The sequence below is a fragment of the Flavobacterium johnsoniae UW101 genome, assembly GCF_000016645.1.
GTDB classification, from domain to species: domain Bacteria; phylum Bacteroidota; class Bacteroidia; order Flavobacteriales; family Flavobacteriaceae; genus Flavobacterium; species Flavobacterium johnsoniae.
This window is the reverse complement of sequence record NC_009441.1, coordinates 2,756,120-2,776,093: the sequence shown is the minus strand read 5'-3', so window position 1 is coordinate 2,776,093 and position 19,974 is coordinate 2,756,120. Positions and strand designations below refer to the sequence as shown.

General features: G+C 32.0%; 24 protein-coding genes. 20 read left to right on the top strand and 4 right to left on the bottom strand.

Annotation, left to right across the window (positions count from 1 at the left end; genetic code table 11):
• The first annotated feature begins 7 nt into the window (after positions 1-7).
• The 3 genes from FJOH_RS11990 to FJOH_RS11980 all read left to right on the top strand — a co-directional run bounded on the left by FJOH_RS11990 (position 8) and on the right by FJOH_RS11980 (position 1,666).
• Entirely contained in the window at positions 8-445 is a 438-nt protein-coding gene (locus FJOH_RS11990; protein ID WP_012024371.1) for a hypothetical protein, read from the top strand.
• A 252-nt stretch (positions 446-697) separates the two neighbouring features.
• Positions 698-1,279 carry a hypothetical protein gene (locus FJOH_RS11985; RefSeq protein ID WP_012024370.1) on the top strand — a complete coding sequence of 194 codons (582 nt, stop codon included), beginning with the start codon at positions 698-700 and terminating at the stop codon, positions 1,277-1,279.
• A 90-nt stretch (positions 1,280-1,369) separates the two neighbouring features.
• Positions 1,370-1,666, top strand: coding sequence for a hypothetical protein (locus FJOH_RS11980; protein ID WP_012024369.1), 297 nt, complete (start codon positions 1,370-1,372; stop codon positions 1,664-1,666).
• A 160-nt stretch (positions 1,667-1,826) separates the two neighbouring features.
• On the opposite strand, the gene FJOH_RS11975 is transcribed toward FJOH_RS11980, so the two are convergent.
• Positions 1,827-2,075 carry a helix-turn-helix domain-containing protein gene (locus FJOH_RS11975; protein ID WP_012024368.1) on the bottom strand — a complete coding sequence of 83 codons (249 nt, stop codon included), beginning with the start codon at positions 2,073-2,075 and terminating at the stop codon, positions 1,827-1,829.
• Between the two features lie 127 nt (positions 2,076-2,202).
• On the opposite strand from FJOH_RS11975, the gene FJOH_RS11970 reads away from it, so the two are divergent.
• The 3 genes from FJOH_RS11970 (at position 2,203) to FJOH_RS11960 (ending at position 3,692) form a co-directional block, all read left to right on the top strand.
• Positions 2,203-2,535, top strand: coding sequence for a hypothetical protein (locus FJOH_RS11970; RefSeq protein ID WP_012024367.1), 333 nt, complete (start codon positions 2,203-2,205; stop codon positions 2,533-2,535).
• Between the two features lie 114 nt (positions 2,536-2,649).
• Positions 2,650-3,159, top strand: coding sequence for a hypothetical protein (locus tag FJOH_RS11965; RefSeq protein ID WP_012024366.1), 510 nt, complete (start codon positions 2,650-2,652; stop codon positions 3,157-3,159).
• A gap of 329 nt (positions 3,160-3,488) precedes the next feature.
• On the top strand, positions 3,489-3,692 hold the full coding sequence (locus FJOH_RS11960; protein WP_012024365.1) for a YqaE/Pmp3 family membrane protein: 204 nt from the start codon (positions 3,489-3,491) through the stop codon (positions 3,690-3,692).
• Positions 3,693-3,712: 20 nt separating this feature from the next.
• On the opposite strand, the gene FJOH_RS11955 is transcribed toward FJOH_RS11960, so the two are convergent.
• A complete protein-coding gene (locus FJOH_RS11955) occupies positions 3,713-4,498 on the bottom strand; it encodes a DUF5995 family protein (protein ID WP_123875777.1) in 786 nt (261 codons plus the stop codon).
• 179 nt (positions 4,499-4,677) lie between these two features.
• Complete coding sequence (locus tag FJOH_RS11950; RefSeq protein WP_044048296.1) at positions 4,678-5,058, bottom strand: GreA/GreB family elongation factor; 381 nt, start codon at positions 5,056-5,058, stop codon at positions 4,678-4,680.
• Positions 5,059-5,539: 481 nt separating this feature from the next.
• On the opposite strand from FJOH_RS11950, the gene FJOH_RS11945 reads away from it, so the two are divergent.
• The 12 genes from FJOH_RS11945 to FJOH_RS11900 all read left to right on the top strand — a co-directional run bounded on the left by FJOH_RS11945 (position 5,540) and on the right by FJOH_RS11900 (position 14,909).
• On the top strand, positions 5,540-6,070 hold the full coding sequence (locus tag FJOH_RS11945; protein WP_012024362.1) for a hypothetical protein: 531 nt from the start codon (positions 5,540-5,542) through the stop codon (positions 6,068-6,070).
• Between the two features lie 2 nt (positions 6,071-6,072).
• Positions 6,073-6,567 carry an SRPBCC family protein gene (locus tag FJOH_RS11940; protein ID WP_012024361.1) on the top strand — a complete coding sequence of 165 codons (495 nt, stop codon included), beginning with the start codon at positions 6,073-6,075 and terminating at the stop codon, positions 6,565-6,567.
• Between the two features lie 65 nt (positions 6,568-6,632).
• Positions 6,633-7,430, top strand: coding sequence for a PhzF family phenazine biosynthesis protein (locus FJOH_RS11935; RefSeq protein WP_012024360.1), 798 nt, complete (start codon positions 6,633-6,635; stop codon positions 7,428-7,430).
• Positions 7,431-7,447: 17 nt separating this feature from the next.
• Positions 7,448-7,576, top strand: coding sequence for a hypothetical protein (locus FJOH_RS27340; protein WP_262487883.1), 129 nt, complete (start codon positions 7,448-7,450; stop codon positions 7,574-7,576).
• A complete protein-coding gene (locus FJOH_RS11930; RefSeq protein ID WP_123875778.1) occupies positions 7,573-7,875 on the top strand; it encodes a hypothetical protein in 303 nt (100 codons plus the stop codon). Before FJOH_RS27340 ends, FJOH_RS11930 begins: the two co-directional genes overlap by 4 nt.
• A gap of 84 nt (positions 7,876-7,959) precedes the next feature.
• Positions 7,960-8,427 carry a DUF6934 family protein gene (locus FJOH_RS11925; RefSeq protein WP_012024358.1) on the top strand — a complete coding sequence of 156 codons (468 nt, stop codon included), beginning with the start codon at positions 7,960-7,962 and terminating at the stop codon, positions 8,425-8,427.
• Position 8,428: 1 nt separating this feature from the next.
• A complete protein-coding gene (locus FJOH_RS26970) occupies positions 8,429-8,575 on the top strand; it encodes a hypothetical protein (protein ID WP_012024357.1) in 147 nt (48 codons plus the stop codon).
• Positions 8,576-8,881: 306 nt separating this feature from the next.
• Positions 8,882-10,336, top strand: coding sequence for a hypothetical protein (locus tag FJOH_RS11920; protein WP_012024356.1), 1,455 nt, complete (start codon positions 8,882-8,884; stop codon positions 10,334-10,336).
• A 146-nt stretch (positions 10,337-10,482) separates the two neighbouring features.
• Entirely contained in the window at positions 10,483-12,789 is a 2,307-nt protein-coding gene (locus FJOH_RS11915) for a DNA topoisomerase 3 (protein ID WP_012024355.1), read from the top strand.
• 316 nt (positions 12,790-13,105) lie between these two features.
• Positions 13,106-13,585: a DUF6265 family protein gene (locus FJOH_RS11910; RefSeq protein WP_012024354.1), complete on the top strand. Its 480-nt coding sequence runs from the start codon at positions 13,106-13,108 to the stop codon at positions 13,583-13,585.
• Between the two features lie 25 nt (positions 13,586-13,610).
• The gene (locus FJOH_RS11905; RefSeq protein ID WP_012024353.1) at positions 13,611-14,336 is read left to right on the top strand and encodes a hypothetical protein; all 726 of its coding nucleotides are present in this window, start codon (positions 13,611-13,613) and stop codon (positions 14,334-14,336) included.
• Positions 14,337-14,399: 63 nt separating this feature from the next.
• On the top strand, positions 14,400-14,909 hold the full coding sequence (locus tag FJOH_RS11900; RefSeq protein WP_012024352.1) for a DUF6265 family protein: 510 nt from the start codon (positions 14,400-14,402) through the stop codon (positions 14,907-14,909).
• Between the two features lie 58 nt (positions 14,910-14,967).
• Here FJOH_RS11900 and FJOH_RS11895 read toward each other — a convergent pair whose 3' ends face one another.
• Positions 14,968-16,128 carry an MFS transporter gene (locus tag FJOH_RS11895; protein ID WP_012024351.1) on the bottom strand — a complete coding sequence of 387 codons (1,161 nt, stop codon included), beginning with the start codon at positions 16,126-16,128 and terminating at the stop codon, positions 14,968-14,970.
• Between the two features lie 253 nt (positions 16,129-16,381).
• Between FJOH_RS11895 and FJOH_RS11890 the strand changes: the two genes are divergently transcribed.
• Together FJOH_RS11890 and FJOH_RS11885 are read left to right on the top strand one after the other, a co-directional pair.
• A complete protein-coding gene (locus FJOH_RS11890) occupies positions 16,382-18,685 on the top strand; it encodes a TonB-dependent receptor (protein ID WP_012024350.1) in 2,304 nt (767 codons plus the stop codon).
• Positions 18,686-18,771: 86 nt separating this feature from the next.
• Positions 18,772-19,920, top strand: a complete 1,149-nt coding sequence (locus FJOH_RS11885; protein WP_012024349.1) for a PepSY-associated TM helix domain-containing protein — start codon at positions 18,772-18,774, stop codon at positions 19,918-19,920.
• Positions 19,921-19,974: the final 54 nt, after the last annotated feature.

Below are 19,974 nucleotides of genomic sequence, written 5' to 3'. Positions count from 1 at the left end.
AAACATTATGATTTTCACAAACGGGTTATCTATTGAATACTTTGAAAACAAATTCACTACCGATTTAGAAGAAATGTTTACATCACCAATTTCAGAGGATATAAAAAAAGAAACTAAGTCTATCTCTATGTCTTTAGCTGAAAATTTCAAAACCAATGTCATTGATTTTTATTTTAATAATGGAGGTAAGAATATTTCAGATGAAAATTTTGATGTTTTCTTTGACAATTTTGAAAATTTTCATCAACAACTTATATCAAAATTAGACTCTTTAAAAGCAGAAAAAAAAGTCTATCAAATTATCTCTATAATGTGGACTGGAATATATACCAAAATTGAGAGGGAAAGTAAAATTTCTGATGAAATTTGTCTCATTAAGTTAATTCAATACTTTTTAAGTAATTTAATGGAAACACAGATTAAATATTATAATTCTTTTAAATAATATTACTTTCTTTTAACATTCTCGTATACACAAAGTTTCACATGAATTAAGTATCAATATTAATTTAAACACTTTACCTCATTAATAAGAATAAAGTAAAGACAAATTACTACGATTAAATTTGATAAATAAAACATCAATCAAATAATAACTGATGCGAATTTCAATCTTATGATTCTTTTAAGGATTTAATTTTATATTTTTTTATAAATAATAATAATAATAATAATAATAATAATAATAATAATAATAATGACAGAAATTTTAGAAAAAACAGCATATCATGAAAGTGGTCATATCATTATGGCTTATCTCAATAAATACTTTTGCGAAGAAACAGAAATATTACCCAATGGAGATGGAAAATCGACATTCAATTATGGTAGTGATTTGTTAACAATTACTGCAATAACCAATTTCAAAGATGAACCAGATATTTTCAATAATTTATCAGAAAGTATAAAACGTAATTGTCCAGAAATTGCATTTAAGTCTACACTTGTCCTGATAGCAGGCTCAATTGCAGAATCAATATATTTAAATGATGGAATCTCGGGAGAAGAAATGGACGTAGAAATTTCTGGACCAGACTTGATCAGAATTGAAAATATAAATTTTTTACTTTCTCAAATCAATTTAAATCATAAAACTGATTTTATTCCAGAAATGATGTATACAGCGATGACAATATTCGCAGATAAAAAGATATGGGATACTATTACCATTTTAGCAAAATCATTATTTAATAAAAATAATAAAAAATTATCTAAATCTGAAATTGAAACTATTCTAACTGATTGTGGGTTTGTAGAATATTTAAAGAAAAAACAATAAATACACACAGGTATAGTGTAAATATAAATATTATTTTCACAATGATTATTCCAATAAACTATCTATTTAAAACAAATACACTTATAAATTATGAAACACCCATTAGAAGAAAAATTAACATTAATCAAAGAAATTAAATACAATTTTGCAAATGTACCTAATATAATTGGAAAAGTATATGAGGTAAATGATAGCGCAGTCCAAGATTATAAATTTTGTTGGGATATTAACTTCTATAATAGAATAGATGGAGAAGCTGGCCCTAACCAACCTGGAACTGCAACAATGTATGCTCATACGCAGATTGACGCAGAAACTAAATTAGAATTATATGCTATGCGATTTGAGCATGCAATTGATTGGTCAGTTAATTCAAGTTTTGCATAACCCGATAGCGCGTGCCCATAACAACCAAACGCAATACAAATCAATAAAAAAGCTACAAAATCATGTAGCTTTTTTTATACTTATAAATATGAAAATCAATCTTTACCGCACAGATTGCAAATCCGCGCTACCGAATCAGAAATCGTCAAACTTTCACAAATTATTTATATCCCTCATTTTTAAGATCCAAATCTTTTAAAAGTTCAGTAGAAGTTGTATCAAGCGCTTCCGCCATTCTAATGAGAAGGTTTATAGTAATTCCTTGTTCATTTCTAAGAACCCTTCTTACTGTAGTTTCTGTGCAGTTACTTGCTTTGGCAAAACTGCTCTTGTTTCCTGCGTATTTCACTAGGAAAAGTTTATAAATTCTATCGACTAATTCCGCTTCTAATTTATCAATCGTCTTCATAAAACAAAGAAAAAGAAGTAACCTGATGAATCTTTAAAACAATTTCGACTTATAAGTCGAAATTGTTTATATTTGTAAGAAAATGATAAAGCTTAATAAAATAGACATTTAAAATGTAAACTGATAAATGACAAGATTATATATTAATTTAAAACTATATGCCATGACCGAAAACCGTACACAGCTAACACATTTTTTAGAAACCGCTCGTAAAAAAAATTATTTTACCAAATTAGAACCAGATGAAACGATAGATACTTCGCTTACAACCCTCTTTAAAATAGACACACACACCGAATTAATGCTTACCATTACTTCGCTTATTAGATCCAGTATCACTATTCTTAAAAGCGAAGAATACAATTCTGGACACGATGCTGCGCTTTTACTCGAAATAACAAAAAACCTCCTTCCAGAAGATGAAATGGAACTTTTAGATGAATTGTATTGTATTTTGTAAAATAAGTTTTTCACGATTATAATTTTTAATTACACCAATAACATAAGTCATCAAAAAACAAAAGCTGCAAAAATTCCTGCAGCTTTTTTTATATTTACAAAAAAACAACTCAAAATGAAAATCATAAAAACCTTATTTGCCCTAGTATTCTTAACATTCTTATCCTGCAAAAAAGAAGATAAATCATTTGAAACTCCCGAAAAAGTGGCTGCCCACACATTCGAAGTTCTTAAAAATATCGATAAAAAATCTAACGAAGAATTCTTGCAAGAAGTAATGACCTATCAGGAGTTTAAAGATTTGGCCAATAACCCAAATGCTAAACTTGGTGAAATTGTAAAAAGTAATTTCGAATCTGTATCAGAGGAAGCGTATACAGATACTTCAAGAAGAGATTTTAATGATATTAAAGAAACTGGTAAAACTTATAATATTGACTGGAGTTCTATAACATTTTCTGATTTTAAACATTTGGTTCATGAATTTGACAATATGAAAGGTTTAAGAGTAGAAACGTATTTCAAAAATAAAGATGGTCAAATTTACTTTGTGAAATCACAATCATTTTATGATGGAAAAGGCTACAGAATTGTAAAATTAGCCGAAATAGAACCAAAAAGGTGAGTTAAAGCACCTCATCGCTTTGCAAAGGTCATGTTCACGAGTGGAACACTCGCGCCAGCGGTGGAAAATTATGTAACGCTTTTCTATTCTTAATTCTTTCTTATGACAAAAAAGAAAAACTGGCTCAAAATATTTATAGACAACTTGCTTGATTTAATTTTAAGCTAGAGATAGTAATATTTTCCAGATAGTGCAAATTTACAAACCCGACAGATTGAATTTGCAATCCGTGCCCGTAGCAGTAAGCCACAATACAATTCACCAAAAAACAAAAGCTGCAAAAAATCTTGCAGCTTTTTTTATATTTACAAACAACAAACCAAAAAACTATGATGACCCTAATTGCGATTTTCTTTCCCTTTGCTTCTTTCTTTTTGAGAGGAAAAATATTAACTTCAATTCTTTGTCTAATCCTGCAAATAACTTTAATTGGCTGGATTCCTGCTGCAATTTGGGCTGTTATTTCTTTGCAGAATTCAAGAGCAGATAAGCGTAATGAGAAATTAATAAAAGTGATGAAAACGAAATCTTAAATCAATAATTTAAGACAAAATCACGCAGCAACACATTCCACATTATTTTGTTCGGCAATCTGCATATCAATTATTTTTTGAGCGATCGTTCCTCTTTCAAATAAACGGATGAATTTAAAAACAGCGCTCACAAAATATCCGGGGTTCGAAACCAGTCGGGCGATTTCTGTAATTCTTTGGTCTCTCAACTGTATGCAGGCTTCTCTTTCATTTTCGGGAACAGCTACAAATTCGTTGGCAAATTTCCAAGCTCCGTTTCTTGCCGTTTCCATGCTGAAATCAATAAAAAAAGTATCTATTTTTCCAGTAAATTTTAATATCCACGTAAGTGTCGGCCAAATTTTGATTAGGCATTTTTCGACACCGCCAACCAAATTGCTCAAAATGGCATTTATTTTATCAAAGTCGGCTTGTAAATCCTTTATATCTTCAACTGTGCAAATTTCTGCCGAGGCAATTCCCAAGTCAAGGTTAATATGAGCATTCATTCCCAAAAGTAAATGCTGCAATACTATAGGCCAAAATTTATCGGCTTGTTCAAAGGCAAATCCCCAGCATTCTGATGGTTTTTCTTTGGCCTGATATTCATAATAGGCTTTTAGATATCTGTTGGCAAAAATAACGTCGAGTTTTTCCATTCGCTCGCCATTTTGAAAAGAACCATTCTGTATGCCTTCTTTTACTCTTACGGTAACTTCACGGTACAGAATAGCAAATAAACCTAAATTGCTTTGGTCTATTTTTGATTTTTCTATTATTTGATCTAATAACAGAATTACTTCGTTTATATTTTTGGCTTGTTTCATACTCATTTATAATTGGTTATGGTTTGTTTTTGGTAAAACGAATTTAATTATTTTAAGCTTTCGATGAACGTTTTTTTGAAGTAATTATCTTATTATTTCTTTTGGTTTCTGCATAAAAAATCCCAAAAGAAAAACTCTTTTGGGATTGTTACTAAACTCAAATCGAAAACAATAAAATATTATGCCTCTGCTTCTACTTTTAAAATTTCTAATTTTAAATGCCCTTTTTTAGCAGGCCATTCTATAAGATCTCCTACTTTATAACCAACCATTGCAATACCTTCGTCTGAAAGAACCGAAATCTTGTTTTTGCTCACTTTTACTTTTTCGGGACCAACCAAAAGAATTGTTTTTTCCTGGTTAGTATTATGGTCTTTGTAAGTTACTTTTCGGTTTACCGAAACAACATCTTCGGGAAGGTTTTTTCTCAATACCTGCGTTGCATGTTTTAGTTCGCTCAATAAAAGTTCTTCTTCCTGCGGTGTAACTTTTTTTCTTCTTACGTGGTCTTTAATTAAATCATATGTTCCTGTTGTTAAAATGATATTATTTTGTGACATGACTTTCTTTTTTGCTTCACTTTTCATTGCGTATGATAAACAACTCTTCATTGAATATCCAGCTCGATTCAATTCAATGATATCATATCCTGAATGAAAATTGAGGTTAAATAAAAACGAACTATAAAAAAGGATCCCTGCTTAGAGTTGCTGCAGGGCACAAGTAATAAACTCTTTTGAGCTTTTTAAGAAAGTATCGTCATGCAAATACAATAATGTGTACATTAAGCACATCAAACCGCTGTTTAGTAAATAAAAATTGGCCGTTACCATTATTATATAACATTTGAAGTTAAACGTGCAATCTACGGCTTTTCTCTCAAAAAACCAGCTCTTTTAGAGAACTTTAAGATTCTGAGTTTTGTAAATGAAATACAATCGGTTGTATGCAGCCGGCATTAAATCAGACTTAAAAACTTACAAGAAATACCTTATATTTGTTTTAATTAAAGAACCCTTTTAAAATAACATTTAGATTTATATGATCGAAAATAACATTAAGGAAAAAATAGAAAATCTAACAATAAGATTACTTGAAATTGTACATCTTCATTGTTGGAATAATATTTCAAAAAATTTAATGTTCATTCTTTCAGACATTTCAGAAGTAAAAGGAGAAAACTTTTTTATTAAACGAAGAAATAAGAACAAGCTGAATAAAAAGAAAAATCCTAAAAACCTCAATGAAGTAATCGAAGATCTTCAAGAAATTTACGATTTGATTTATGACATCAATCTATATGTCTATAAATCTGAAAAACATAAAACCATCATTGAAATTCAATACTTTCTTAAGAGCAAACTTGATACTGATTATTTAAAAACAGCAGCTAACAATCCTCCAATGTTACATTGCAAAATTGCTCAACCTCCTTATAAAAATGATCAAGAAAAGTTTGATGTTAATTGGGAATTAGGTGGAATAAGATATTATTTAAATATCCTTTGGTGGAAAATAAACTATAATATGCATAAACGTCTCATACTTTTACATAATCTACATAAGAGTTAAACATGGAAAACTTCGACTGGACATCATTTACCAAAAAAATACCCGTTAAAGCTAAACTCAGTAACATTTATAATGCCTGGACAATTGCAGGTGAATTAGAAAAATGGTTTCTCGAAAAAGTATCTTTTTTTGATGCAAATCAGGAAGTTATTGGCAAAAACCAAAACGTGTTAGAAGGCAGTACTTATGAATGGCTTTGGTTTTTGTATGATGATGCCATGTTGGGAAAAATTACTTCTGCCAACGGAAAAGACCATTTGCAGTTTACTTTTGAAGGAACTTGTCTGGTTGATATCAATTTGAGTGAAACAAATGGTTACACAATAGTTGAACTTCGTCATCATGATATTCCAACAGATGATAATTCGAAAAAATACATTAGACTGGGCTGTTCAAACGGCTGGCATTTTTATCTCACCAATCTTAAATCGGTTTACGAAGGCGGTTTAGATTTACGAAACAAGGATAACAGTTTAGACCCAATGATTAACAATTAGAATAAAGCAGTATATTGATTTAGAATATTTTCGCTTTTATACATTTAAAAACACCCAAATAAAAAATGAAGACTTATTTTGTTGACTCATTTACGAATGAAAAATTTAAAGGAAATCCAGCAGCAGTTTGTCTTCCCAATATAGAATTAGATGCAGAAAGCATGCAGAGTATTGCTGCAGAAATTGGATTTTCGGAAACGGCTTTTATAAAACAAATAAAAGATAATACATACAGTATTCGATTTTTTAGCCCAAAAACCGAAATTCCGTTATGCGGGCATGCGACATTGGCTTCTTCTAAAATTCTTTTCAGCACTACTTCATTTGAGAGCATAAAATTTATTAATATCAATAATGTTGAATTGTTTATTGAGAAAGAAGCTGATAAAATAAAAATGCAGTTTCCGGTTTATGAAACAGAAGAAACTGAGGTGCCTCAAAAACTGCTCGATGCACTTGGAGTTTCTGAAATTCTGGAAAAAAGATACAGCCCAAACAATAAAATAATTTTACTTGAAATTGAAAGCGCCCGCAAACTGGCAGATTTAAAACCCGATTTTACAGCTTTGGTCAATTCGCATACCGGAATAAACGGGGTTTTGTTAACTGCAATTTCAGACAACGAAAATTTCGATTTCCATTACCGATATTTCTGGCCTTGGGCAGGAACTGACGAAGATCCTGTAACGGGAGGCGTTCAAACTTTTTTGACAAAATATTGGGCCAAAAAACTGAATAAAACAAAACTAAATGCCTTTCAATCTTCTTTAAGAACCGGAACTATGAGTACAGAACTTGTACAAGACAAAGTTTACATTCTTGGAGAAGCAGTGATTGTTCTGGAAGGCAATTTTATTTTATAAATCAAAAAACAAAACCTATGAAACTAGTAATAACCGCTTTACTTTTAATTTCAAACTTTACATTATTCGCACAATCAAACCAATTTACGGGTGATTATGCCCGTTCACTTGGCGAAGAAGGAAAACACATAATTGAATACAATTGACCTTAAATCCAGATGGAACATTTGAATTTCATTCCTACTCGAAAATGCAAGGTGGAACGCCGCCGGAAACCAATTCATACGGAAAAGGAAAATGGAGTGCAAAAGATAATCTGATCACTTTTTCGGCAGACAAAAAAGAAGATCTGAACGAAAAATATACATTAGATTTTAATAATTCTACAGCTCGTTTTGTAACCAAAAATCCAAGAGATAAAAGCGATAAAGTGGTAAAAACGAAACTTCAGTTTTTAGGATCAGATATTCCATGGATGCAGAGAATTGATATTTTCAAGGGTTAGATATATTCCCTATTTAAAAAAAACAATAAAAGTAAGTTTATTTTTACAATAAAATATATTTTTGCAGTATTAATCATTTTACAAATGAATATTGCAAAATATGAATTACTTACAAATACTGATGTTACACTATTTAGATTTAAGAGTAAGGGAATTAATGGCGAAATAGACAAAGGTATCGTTTATAAACCTACAAAAAATAATACAATATATAATTTAGGTTTTGGAGATTTAGTTTTTGATCAAATCCAAAAAGAATTTATAATTAACGATTTAATTGTAAGTGATAATGGGGATCGCAATAAAGTTCTAGCTACAGTTGCTGAATCTGCTTATATTTTTTCAGAAAGATATCCTGAAAGGAAAATCTTTTTTAAAGGCAGTACTAAAAGCAGAACGCGCTTATACAGGAGAGCTATATCACTAAATTTGAGAGAATTATCAAAAACATTTCATATCTTTGGAACAATAGAAGATGAAAATGGAAACATATTCAACGCTCCTTTTGATTCAAATGGTGATTTTTATGGATTTATTATTAAAAGAAAATAATATGAAAACGCATACAATTGTTAAAAAACAAGCTAAAATGGAATCTATAGTAAAAGTTGATCCAGAATTAGATAAAATAAAAGATATAAAACTCAAATCTGATAAACTGGAAGAAGTTAACAAACATAACTTTAAACTAAATTTTTAATCTCTTGTTTTGAACTTAGCAAAACAATTGTTTCATAAAAAACCGTTCAAGAAATTTCTATGAACGGTTTTTATTTTTTATAAAGAGCTTTTAAAAATCTCAAAGCCTCCGCAAGGATCGAGACAACAGCTCAAAAAACTCAGTAACTTAGTATCTCAGTAACTATTTTAATTAATACACATTTTTATTGGCTTCATACCTCAATATGGCGGACTTGTGACATTTTTTCAAAAGTCACTTTCTTAATTATCTACTTTCAGGTATTCAAAAAAAGATAATTAAATAAACCAACTAAAGCCCCATGTTATGAAAACTACAAAAATGGTATGCCTTTTTATCATAATAATCGCATTAAGCGCTTGTAAAAAGGACGCAAAGGGAAAAAATGATAATTATACAACAGTAAACAAAAGCGCAGCTTCTTCTGAGTGTTTAGCTCCTGCTAATTGGTTTACGATGGTAAACAATACCCGCCAGACTCCTCCGCCAAATGAAGGACCAACAAGCGTATTTGCCAACAATGCTACGGTAACGAATTGTGACTTTCATCAGTGGTCATGGCAAAAATTTCTATGGCTGACTAATGAAGTTAATGGAAAACCTTTATTTATGACCAATCTAATTCAGGTGAACGCAGCAGGCCAGAAATTAGACCCAAGCAACGGAATTGTTTTAACAGATACTGCTCAGGCAAGTTCTAATACTGATATTTTACAAACTCCTAAATACCAATCAGGTGTTCCTAAACAAACTACAGTCTATTATTCTATATTTATGGACAAGCTTCTTTACGACACTATGATAAAATATGGCCCAATTGCCAAAAATGATCCTACAAAAGTAAAAGACATCACTTTTCCTGTAGGAGCATTAGAACTAAAAACTTCATGGATTGATGCGAGTGCTCTTAAAGATACTTCTACTTATTTTGTTACTCAGGGCGTAATAAACGGAGTAAAAACAAAAGTAGCACTTTTAGGAATGCATGTCGTGGGAATTGTAGAAAATCATCCCGAATTTGTATGGGCAACTTTTGAACATGAAAACCTTGCGCCTGCTTATGACTGGACTAAAGCTACGCCAACAGCTGATGCTCCAGTAACAAGTACAGTTGATTATCCGTTTTTTAATAAAAACAGCACAGCAACGGTTCAGAATATAACTACAGGAAATGGAAATTACACTGATGTCTTTTCTGTCTACAAATATGGCGTTCCTGTAGAAAAAGCAATGAAAGGTTCTTTTAATGTGCAGCTTTATATGGATACAAGCCAAAATGGTTCTGAAAACTTCAATAACATTCGTACTATTAACCAAAGCGTTAAAACACAGCTGAAAGGTATTTGGAACAATTATTTCTACAATGGTTCATTATGGATAAATACTGCAGGATACAACAGCACTCCGGCACAAGCGGCTTTATTAGATTCGTTGAGCTATAATCTTTCAAATTCTTCACCGGGAGATCTAACCAGAGGTTCTACTGCAGCTTACAATATTACTATGGAAACCTATGTTCAGGTAGGATTTGGTCCATCATCTATACATGGAAATACTGTAGACAATCTTGTTAATTGTTTCTCCTGCCACAATGCATCTAACAATTCTGCTGAATCGCCTCTTTTTATAAGCCATGTTTTTACAGGATATGTACAAAATCTACAGGGTTTGAACAGAAAACAAATCAAAGATGCACATGTTAAAGAAATCGTCAAACAATTCAATATACGTCTAAAATTAAAGCAGGCAAAAGCAAAATAACAACCGCTTTACTTTTAAATATATAAACATAAAAACCACAAGCTCTTGTTTGTGGTTTTTATGTTTTATTGCCCCTTTGTAACTAAGAACCTTTGTCCCTTTCTCATAAAAATCCTAACTTCGCTCTTCAATAAGAAAAGGAGAAAATGAAGGTATGTATTGCTGAGAAACCAAGTGTAGCACGTGAAATCGCATCTGTTTTGGGCGCCAATACCAAGCACGACGGATATTACGAAGGGAACGGATATGCCGTAACCTACACTTTTGGGCATTTATGCACCTTAAAAGAACCTAACGATTACAAACCGCACTGGAAAAGCTGGGATTTAAACAATCTGCCCATGCTTCCTGAAAAATTCGAAACCAAAGTTGTTCAGAATTCGGGAATCCAGAAACAGTTTAAAATCATCAAAACACTTTTTGATAAAGCCGAATTAGTCATAAACTGCGGGGATGCCGGGCAAGAAGGAGAATTAATCCAGCGCTGGGTAATGAACGAAGCGCATTACAAAGGCGAAATAAAACGTTTATGGATTTCTTCCTTAACCACCGAAGCCATAAAAGAAGGTTTTGACAACCTGAAACCTTCTGAAAACTATGATAATTTATTCTACGCCGGATTTTCGAGAGCCATTGGCGACTGGCTTCTAGGGATGAATGCAACTCGTTTGTATACCGTAAAACATGGCGGTTACAAACAAGTTTTGTCTATTGGACGCGTACAAACACCAACACTGGCAATGGTTGTAGACCGATTTAAAGAAATCGAAAACTTTAAACCGCAGCCGTATTGGGAATTGCAGACTTTATACAGAGAAACGCTTTTTAGTTATGAAGAAGGGCGTTTTCTAAAAAAAGAAGACGGAGAAATTCTGGCTGAAAAAGTAAAGGAAAGTGATTTTGAAATTGTTTCTGTTGATAAAAAAAACGGAAACGAATATGCTCCAAAACTATTTGACTTGACAGGTTTACAGGTGTATTGCAACCAAAAATTTGGATTTTCGGCAGAAGAAACGCTTAAAATTGCGCAGACTTTATACGAACAAAAAGCCATTACTTATCCCAGAGTTGATACCACTTTTCTGCCTGGAGATATTTATCCAAAAGTACCAGGGATTCTGCAAAAACTGACTAATTATAGTCATTTAACAGAACCGCTTTTAGGAAAAAAAATTAAAAAATCGCCTAAAGTTTTCAACGACAAAAAAGTAACAGATCACCATGCAATTATTCCAACCGGAATAGAAATTAATCTGCCTTATAATCAGCAGCAAGTTTACGATATAATTGTAAAACGTTTTCTTGCTGTATTTTACGACGATTGTCTTGTTGCCAACACAACTGTAATTGGAAAAGCTGCCGACGTAACTTTTAAAGCGACAGGAAAAGAAATCTTAAAGAAAGGTTTCCGTGTGGTTTTTGAAGATCCGAATGCGAAAGAAAAAGAACCGGATTTACTGCCGAGTTTTGTTGTGGGGGAAAAAGGACCGCATGAACCTTCATTTCTTCAAAAAGAAACCAAACCGCCTAATCATTTTACCGAAGCAACTTTGCTGCGTGCCATGGAAACCGCAGGAAAACAAGTAGACGACGAAGATTTACGCGAATTGATGAAAGAAAACGGAATTGGTCGTCCGTCTACACGAGCGAACATTATCGAAACGCTTTTTAAACGTCAGTATATTGTTCGAAATAAAAAACAGGTTTTACCAACTACAACAGGAATTCAGTTGATTGATACGATTCAGAATGAATTGATAAAATCGGCTGAGCTTACAGGTTCGTGGGAAAAGCAATTGAAAGATATCGAAAAAGGTACTTTTACAGCAGCTGCTTTTATCAGAAACATGAAACGCATGGTCGAAGCTTTGGTTACCGAAGTACGAAGTGAAACCAGACACGCCAATATTTCGCATGCTGCAACGATCCAGAAACCAGCTGTAAAAGCGGAGAAAAAGAAAGCCGCAGGAATTTTGGCAGAAACTTGTCCGAAATGCCAGAAAGGAAATTTTATAAAAGGGAAATCGGCTTTTGGGTGTTCTGAATATAAATCGGGATGCGATTTTGTACTTCCTTATGGTTTTCATGATAAAAAAATTACCGAAAGCCAATATTTACGATTAGTTCAAAAAGGCTCAACCGTAAACATAAAAGGTTTTAAAACCGATGCCGGAACAGTTGAAGGTTTAATTCGTTTTGAAGAGAATTACAAACTTAAACTTGAGCCTAAAAAAACGTATATAAAAAAGACAACTAAGGAAACAGCATCAGATTCTTTATCCTGCCCAAAATGCAAAAAAGGAAACATCTTAAAAGGAAAAACCGCTTACGGATGTTCTGAATATAAATCGGGTTGTGATTTTAAAGTTACTTTTGATGAAGTCCGCGCAAAACTTCAAGATCAAAAACCAACAAAGGAATTGGTCTACTCTATTTTAGAGGGAAGCGTTTAGTTTTTCTTGTCACAGATTAAAGGGATTAAAATGATTTTTGACTGTGTTTTTTTGCCACTAATTATACGAATTCTCACTAATTCATTTTTACACGCAGATTTTGCAGATTTAATTTATATTAGAATTAAAAAAATCAGCCTAATCTGCTAAATCTGCGAGAGACAAAAATACTTTTCACAGTCAATACCACATTTCTTTATCCACAAATTATTTCTGGAATTTTTTATAATTACTTCGTCAATTCCCTTCGGTCGAGTCGCAGCAAACATTTTTTTCATACTTTAGTAGCACATTACAAAACCAAATCTTATAAAATATGTTCCAGAAAATTACTCTTTTAACGCTTGTATTAGCTGCTGTTTCTTGCCAGAAGAAAGAATCTGTTGAAAAAGATAAAATTAAAATCGCCGACTGGATTATCGGAAACTGGGAAAACAAATCGGCTGAAGGTATTTTAACTGAAAACTGGCAGAAACTAAACGACAGTACTTTTAATGCGTCTTCATATTACATAAAAGGAAAAGATACACTGCATTTTGAAACAATAGTTCTGGCTCAAAAAGGCGAAACCCTAACCTATTTTGCAACCGTAAAAGGACAAAATGAAGATAAAGCCGTTGCTTTTGCATCAACCGCAGAATCTGACAAACAATTGGTTTTTGAAAATCCAAAACACGATTATCCGCAAAAAATCACTTATACCAAAAACGCTGATAATACTTTAACTGCTGAAATCTCTGGAAATTTACAAGGAAAACCTAGTTCAGAAAAGTTTGTAATGACAAAAATAAAGTAATATATAACTTTTTACATTTAATAAAATGAAATATAAATTACTCTTAATTACGTTTATTACTTCCATTTTTGTATCTTTTTCTTTTTCTAACCTTCAATCAAATAAAGATAACATTCAAAAATTATTAGAAATTAAAAAAAATGATTCGATTCAAAACAGAGAAATAATAGAATTAAAGGATAAAATTAAAGTTTACGAGTATAAAGATTCAGTATTTTCAAATCAATTGACAATATTAACTGCTATTTTCTCAACAATCGTAGCAATTTCTATTTTTTTAATCGGTTTTTTAATTCCAAAACTTTATAATAAAAAGAATAAAAATGAATTAAAAAAACTTCTTAATCAATTCAAAACCATCAGAGATGAAATAGAAATTAGCAGACAAAAACATATTGCTTTAGAAGCAAAAAATAATTTAAATCATTCAAAAACAATGTTTTTTAGCTGTCTAGATTCTAAACATAATAATGGAGCATTCCTTTGGTCTCTTAGACATGCTAAAGATATTTATGATTTTTGTCAGCTTTCTAGTAACGAAGATGTTGAATTCTACATAGATACAGCATTAAATATTGTTAATGAAATGACAACTGAAAATAATTTAAAAGAATCTGTAGATGAAGTCAATTCTTTAACATCAGAATTAATAAAAATTTATTCTGATTCAATAGAAGGGGTAAAAGAAAAATTAATTTCAATAAAAGAAAAATACAATATAATTGCTTGGTCACAAGAACTTGCAAAATAGTTTTAAAATTTATTTGTAAAAACAATAAGCATATCAAGGCTTGAATCCAAACACAAACTAATCATGAAATCAAAACACATTCTATTTCCCTCAATTTTGATTTTAACTTTTGCAATTCTAACCTCTTGCAAAAAAGAAACTAAACCAGAAACTCCCGCAAAAATCTATTCTAAACTTGCAAAAGCCGAATGGTTTATTGGCGAATGGAGAAATAAATCGGCAGATGGTGAACTTACGGAACGATGGAAAAAAGAAAATGATTCGGTTTATTTAGGAGAATCCTATTTTGTTGTGGGACAAAATGATACCGTTTTTGCAGAACACGTACGTCTTGAGGAAGCAAACGGAAAATTAGCTTATATAGTAACAGTTCCGGGGCAGAATCAAGAATTGCCCGTAAGTTTTGAAATGACCTCGGCTGCAGATAATCAGATTGTTTTTGAAAACCCAAAACACGATTATCCAAATAAAATCATTTACAATCTGGTTGAGAAAGATTCGCTAATAGCAGAAATTTCAGGTTTGAAAAAAGGCAAACCTTATACCGAGAAATTTATTATGAAAAAGCGATAAGATAGATTTACAAGCAAAGAAACTTAGAACCTCAGTAACTTAGCGACTTTAAAAAAAATCACTCATTCTCCCCTATCTTATTCACCATAAAAATCATCACAATTCCTAAAAGCGCCATAATCAAAAACGCCCATTTCATACTTAGATATTCTGATATAAAACCAACCATTGGCGGTACTAGTAAAAAACCAAGATAACCAATTGTAGATATAGAAGTCAAAGCAGATCCGCTGCTTAATTTTGAAGATCTTCCGGCAATACTAAACACCAGCGGCACCACACAAGAAACTCCAAACCCTATTAAAACATAACCAAAAATAGTTGGGTAAGCATACGGCAGGATAAAACAAAGACCAAAACCAGCAGTGATTAAAATTCCGCTGTAAAGCAGGATTTTTTTAGTTCCAAATTTCATTACGCCATAATCGCCAAATATACGTCCTAAAGTTACTGCCGATGCAAAAAACACAAAAGCAGCACTTGTTAATTTTGGAGAAGCCTTTAAGATATTCTCAAAATAAATACCGCTCCAGTCATACATCGTATTTTCACAGGCCATAGACACGAAACAAATCAAGGCAAACTTTATAAGATTCTTTTCCGGCATCGAGAAAAACTTCTTTTTAACCGGAACAGGTTCATTATGAATACTCATTGGGTAAAAACAAGCTGTAAGAGCCAGCATAAAAATACTTACTCCCAGTAAATGATGTGATGGAGCAATTTTCTGCGTTACCATTACATAACCTAAACCGGCTCCAGAGAAAACAGCAATACTCCAAACTGCATGAAAACGGGTAATAATCGATTTTGGATAGAGTTTCTGCACTTCAAGAGACTGCGCATTGATTGACAAATTGAAAATATTACGCGAAGCTCCAAAAAACAAAAGTATAATTACCAGCTGCCAGACAAATGCGGCTAAACCAGGCAAAGACAAAGCCACATTAAACATAACTGCTCCAAGCAGCATAATATAACGGCTGCTGTACTTGTTTAACAGCTTTCCGGTAAACGGCATTGTAAGCATTAAACCTATTGGAAAAGCAAATAAAACAGCTCCAAATTCAGCTTCAGATAAATGCAGCTGTGCTTGGATATGCGGAATTCTGGAAACCCATGAAGAATAACCAAAACCAGAAAGAAAGAAAAATACAGTATTTGCTATTCGATACCCTCTAGGCGTGTTTTGAATCTTTTTGAAAAAAGGTAAAATCATGAAGTCTTTTATTTCAGACTGCAAAAATAAAGCTTTTAAAACGAATTATTGTCGGTTTTACACTTTAATAAATACATACAATTTTTCGGTTTTATTTCAGAAAAAACAAAAGACTTTTCTTTCTTATTTAGTCTCAAAAAGCCTATAAACAAATGAATTTAAATATTATTTGTTAAAAAAACAATAATTTTTACATTTGCACTGTTTTTATTTATTCTAAATAAATTTTAATTACAAACCAATTTTTAAACCAATGAAATATTTTAAGCCGAAAACATTACGTTTTCTAATGACAATTAGTTTTGTCTTTACGTTCTTAACCATGTCTGCACAGCAAAATGGAAAAATTAAAGGAACCATCACAACTTCAGATGGTGAACAAGCTGCCGGAGTAAATATCATATTAAAAAACTCAAAATACTGGGCAGTTTCTGATGAGAGCGGAAATTTTGAATTTAACAGAATAAAACCCAACACTTATACTTTACAAGTTTCTTTAACAGGATACGAAACCCTGGAAAGTGAAGTAATTGTTGCCGAAAGCGAAACAACTACTGTAAATCTGCAGTTAAAAGTTTCTAACAAAGAATTAAAAGAGGTTGTCATAAACAACAAAAAAAGCATTTTGTCTAAAAAAACAGATTATGTTGCCAGAATGCCTTTAACAAATCTGGAAAATCCACAAGTTTATAACGTTATACATAAAGAACTTCTTTTAGAGCAGGTTTCTGTAGATATTAAAAGTGCAGTACAGAACTCACCCGGAGCAGTTCCTGTTACGTATCCTTCAGGAGGTGTTGCTGTAACTTTTAGAGGATTTACTACTGGAATTAATGCCAGAAATGGTATGGAAACCTCAACTAACCGTTCTTCTACTGATCTTGCTAACGTAGAAAGAATTGAGATTTTAAAAGGTCCATCCGGAACTTTATTTGGTTCTACTATTTCATCTTTTGGAGGTGTTGTAAACCTTGTTACCAAAAAACCTTTTGAAACAACTGCAACAGAGGTTTCTTATACTACGGGAAGTTTTAACTTAAATCGCTTTACTGCAGATATTAACACACCTTTAAATGAAGAAAAAACGGTATTATTTAGAATAAATGCTGCAGTTAACAGAGAAAAAAGCTTTTTAGATTATGGCTTCAATAATACGGTTGCCGTTACTCCAAGTTTAACTTTTAAAGCAAACGAAAAACTTACTTTTAATATCGATGCTGAATACATCAGTTCAAACAATACCAGACGTACTTATCATAGATATGATGCTGCTTCCGGAATTACAAACCCTGGTGATTTGAAAATTGACTACAAAAAATCATTATTCTATGATGATAATGATGCTAAAACTTCTGCAAATAAAGTTTTCGCTCAGGCAGAATATCAAATATCAGAAAATTGGAAATCTACTACTCTATTCTCTTTTATGGGAGAAAACGTAGATCGTAGTTATCAGACTTATACGCTTTGGTTAAACCCATACCAAGCGGCAAGAAGAGTTGGAAACTGGGGACCTATTTATGACAATTACACTAATATTCAGCAAAATATTAACGGCCAGTTTGCAACAGGCAGTATTAAACATAAACTATTAGTTGGTGCAAATTACAATTTTAATAAAAGCGGATTCTCTTCTGGAGCAACAGCGTATATTGATACTATAGACGTGAGAACTCCTTTTGATCCTATGAGAAGAAAAACGGTAGATGCTACATTAAAACAAACTGCATATCCAGTTACTACCAATAAGACTTTTAGCGTTTACGCTTCGGATGTTATTAATTTTACTGAAAGATTATCAGCAATGCTTAGTTTACGTTTAGACAACTATAAACTAGATACTGTTGAAGGTACAGAAGGTTACAATCAAACGGCATTATCTCCAAAATTAGGATTAGTGTATCAGGTTGTTAAAGATCAGGTTTCGATCTTTGGAAATTACATGAACGGATTTCAAAATTCGCCTCCTGCTACACAACCAGATGCTACTAGATTGATTTTAGATCCAGTATATGCCGTACAATATGAAGCTGGTGTTAAGGTTGAAGCATTCAATAAAAAATTAAGTACTACTTTAAGTTATTATAATATCAAAATTGACAATGCAGTACAATATGACAATAATGGTTTTGCTTATCAAAATGGAGAACAAGTCAGTAAAGGTTTTGACTTTGAATTAATTGCTAATCCAATTAACGGTTTTAACATTATTGTCGGATATGCTTTTAATGACAATACAATTCCTGCTACTGGCAAAAAAGCTGTTGGAGCTCCAGAAAACGTTGCAAATTTCTGGACAACTTATACCTTACAAAACACTGTAAAAGGTTTAGGAGCTGGATTTGGAATTAATTATGTTGGAAAAAGTTATATGTTTGATGACAATGTTTTTTACATTCCTTCTTATACTACGGCAAATGCTACTGTATTTTACGATCAGCCTACCTGGAGAGTCGGACTTAAATTCAACAATCTTTCAAACGAAAAATACTGGGATTTTTATGGAAACTCTCAAGCTCCAACAAACTTCTTAGTGAATTTGACATTAAAATTCTAAAGTCATTTTTTTTCTTAAAACAACACCTCTGTAATACAACGGAGGTGTTTCTTTTTGTTAAACATTTTATTTATAAATCTTAGTAAATGACTTTTAAAAAATTAATTCTAAAAATCCATTTATGGCTGGGATTATCTTCCGGTTTAATTGTAGTTATATTGGGTATTACAGGATGCCTATATTGCTTTGAAGAAGAATTACGTCCTATTGTTCATGATTATTATTACGTAGATCAAATAAAGGACAAAAAATTACCTTTAAGCCAATTAATTGAAATTGCAAAAAATGCAAATTCTGATTATCCTAAACAATCTTTTTCAGGATGCAGGACGTTTAGCGATGATGATCGTACTGTAGTTATCTGGTTTTATAAAGAATTAGACAAAGATGCGTTTTGGTACTGGAATCAATATCATAATACTTATCTCTATCTGGATCCTTTTACCGGAAATGTAAAAAAACAAGAAGATTATAATTTCGAGTTTTTTGTTTTTGTTCGAATGCTGCATCAAACATTATGTCTCAACAGCGATATTGGAGATCCAATTGTAGGAACGGCAACTATTGTATTTATTATTTCGCTTATTACCGGTCTTATACTTTGGTGGCCCAAAAACAAGCAGGCGGCTAAACAACGTTTTTCGTTTAAATGGAAAAACAGTACTAAATGGAAACGCAAGAACTACGATTTACATAATATTCTCGGATTCTATTCGATGCTTTTTGCTTTACTAATCGCCTTGACAGGATTAGTCTGGGCATTTCAGTCTTATGATAAAGGGGTACAATGGCTGCTTAATGGTGGGAAAACATTTGAAAACGAGAGATTCGTTTCTGATACTACTCAATACACTAAAAAAATGCCCACTGATAAGATTTACGCTTCCATTAGACAATCGCAGCCTAAAGCAAAAAGTTTTTATTTGTTTGTACCTGAAGAAAAAGATTCGCTGGCAACATTTAGCACATTTATAAGATACAATAATCGTTTTGATGATATCTCCATTGAATTTGATCGTTATACAGCCAAACCTTTAAAAATTGAGACTTATCACGAGAAGAATAATGGTGAGAAGTTTCGGTTTATTAATTACGATTTGCATGTTGGAAGTATCCTTGGATTTCCGGGAAAAGTACTCGCCTTTTTTGCCAGCCTGATTTGTGCAAGTTTACCAGTTACCGGTTTTTTAATCTGGTGGGGAAGAAATAACAAAAAAACTAACAAAACGAAGTAATTATAAGGGTTCACAGTATTGTTAAAAAAATTATAATTTCTACATTTGCGGTGT

Coding starts and splice junctions, on each gene's coding strand:
- FJOH_RS11990 (WP_012024371.1), top strand. CDS start 8: ATGATTTTCACAAACGGGTTATCTATTGAATACTTTGAAAACAAATTC.
- FJOH_RS11985 (WP_012024370.1), top strand. CDS start 698: ATGACAGAAATTTTAGAAAAAACAGCATATCATGAAAGTGGTCATATC.
- FJOH_RS11980 (WP_012024369.1), top strand. CDS start 1,370: ATGAAACACCCATTAGAAGAAAAATTAACATTAATCAAAGAAATTAAA.
- FJOH_RS11975 (WP_012024368.1), bottom strand. CDS start 2,075: ATGAAGACGATTGATAAATTAGAAGCGGAATTAGTCGATAGAATTTAT.
- FJOH_RS11970 (WP_012024367.1), top strand. CDS start 2,203: ATGACAAGATTATATATTAATTTAAAACTATATGCCATGACCGAAAAC.
- FJOH_RS11965 (WP_012024366.1), top strand. CDS start 2,650: ATGAAAATCATAAAAACCTTATTTGCCCTAGTATTCTTAACATTCTTA.
- FJOH_RS11960 (WP_012024365.1), top strand. CDS start 3,489: ATGATGACCCTAATTGCGATTTTCTTTCCCTTTGCTTCTTTCTTTTTG.
- FJOH_RS11955 (WP_123875777.1), bottom strand. CDS start 4,498: ATGAAACAAGCCAAAAATATAAACGAAGTAATTCTGTTATTAGATCAA.
- FJOH_RS11950 (WP_044048296.1), bottom strand. CDS start 5,058: ATGTCACAAAATAATATCATTTTAACAACAGGAACATATGATTTAATT.
- FJOH_RS11945 (WP_012024362.1), top strand. CDS start 5,540: ATGATCGAAAATAACATTAAGGAAAAAATAGAAAATCTAACAATAAGA.
- FJOH_RS11940 (WP_012024361.1), top strand. CDS start 6,073: ATGGAAAACTTCGACTGGACATCATTTACCAAAAAAATACCCGTTAAA.
- FJOH_RS11935 (WP_012024360.1), top strand. CDS start 6,633: ATGAAGACTTATTTTGTTGACTCATTTACGAATGAAAAATTTAAAGGA.
- FJOH_RS27340 (WP_262487883.1), top strand. CDS start 7,448: ATGAAACTAGTAATAACCGCTTTACTTTTAATTTCAAACTTTACATTA.
- FJOH_RS11925 (WP_012024358.1), top strand. CDS start 7,960: ATGAATATTGCAAAATATGAATTACTTACAAATACTGATGTTACACTA.
- FJOH_RS26970 (WP_012024357.1), top strand. CDS start 8,429: ATGAAAACGCATACAATTGTTAAAAAACAAGCTAAAATGGAATCTATA.
- FJOH_RS11920 (WP_012024356.1), top strand. CDS start 8,882: ATGAAAACTACAAAAATGGTATGCCTTTTTATCATAATAATCGCATTA.
- FJOH_RS11915 (WP_012024355.1), top strand. CDS start 10,483: ATGAAGGTATGTATTGCTGAGAAACCAAGTGTAGCACGTGAAATCGCA.
- FJOH_RS11910 (WP_012024354.1), top strand. CDS start 13,106: ATGTTCCAGAAAATTACTCTTTTAACGCTTGTATTAGCTGCTGTTTCT.
- FJOH_RS11905 (WP_012024353.1), top strand. CDS start 13,611: ATGAAATATAAATTACTCTTAATTACGTTTATTACTTCCATTTTTGTA.
- FJOH_RS11900 (WP_012024352.1), top strand. CDS start 14,400: ATGAAATCAAAACACATTCTATTTCCCTCAATTTTGATTTTAACTTTT.
- FJOH_RS11895 (WP_012024351.1), bottom strand. CDS start 16,128: ATGATTTTACCTTTTTTCAAAAAGATTCAAAACACGCCTAGAGGGTAT.
- FJOH_RS11890 (WP_012024350.1), top strand. CDS start 16,382: ATGAAATATTTTAAGCCGAAAACATTACGTTTTCTAATGACAATTAGT.
- FJOH_RS11885 (WP_012024349.1), top strand. CDS start 18,772: ATGACTTTTAAAAAATTAATTCTAAAAATCCATTTATGGCTGGGATTA.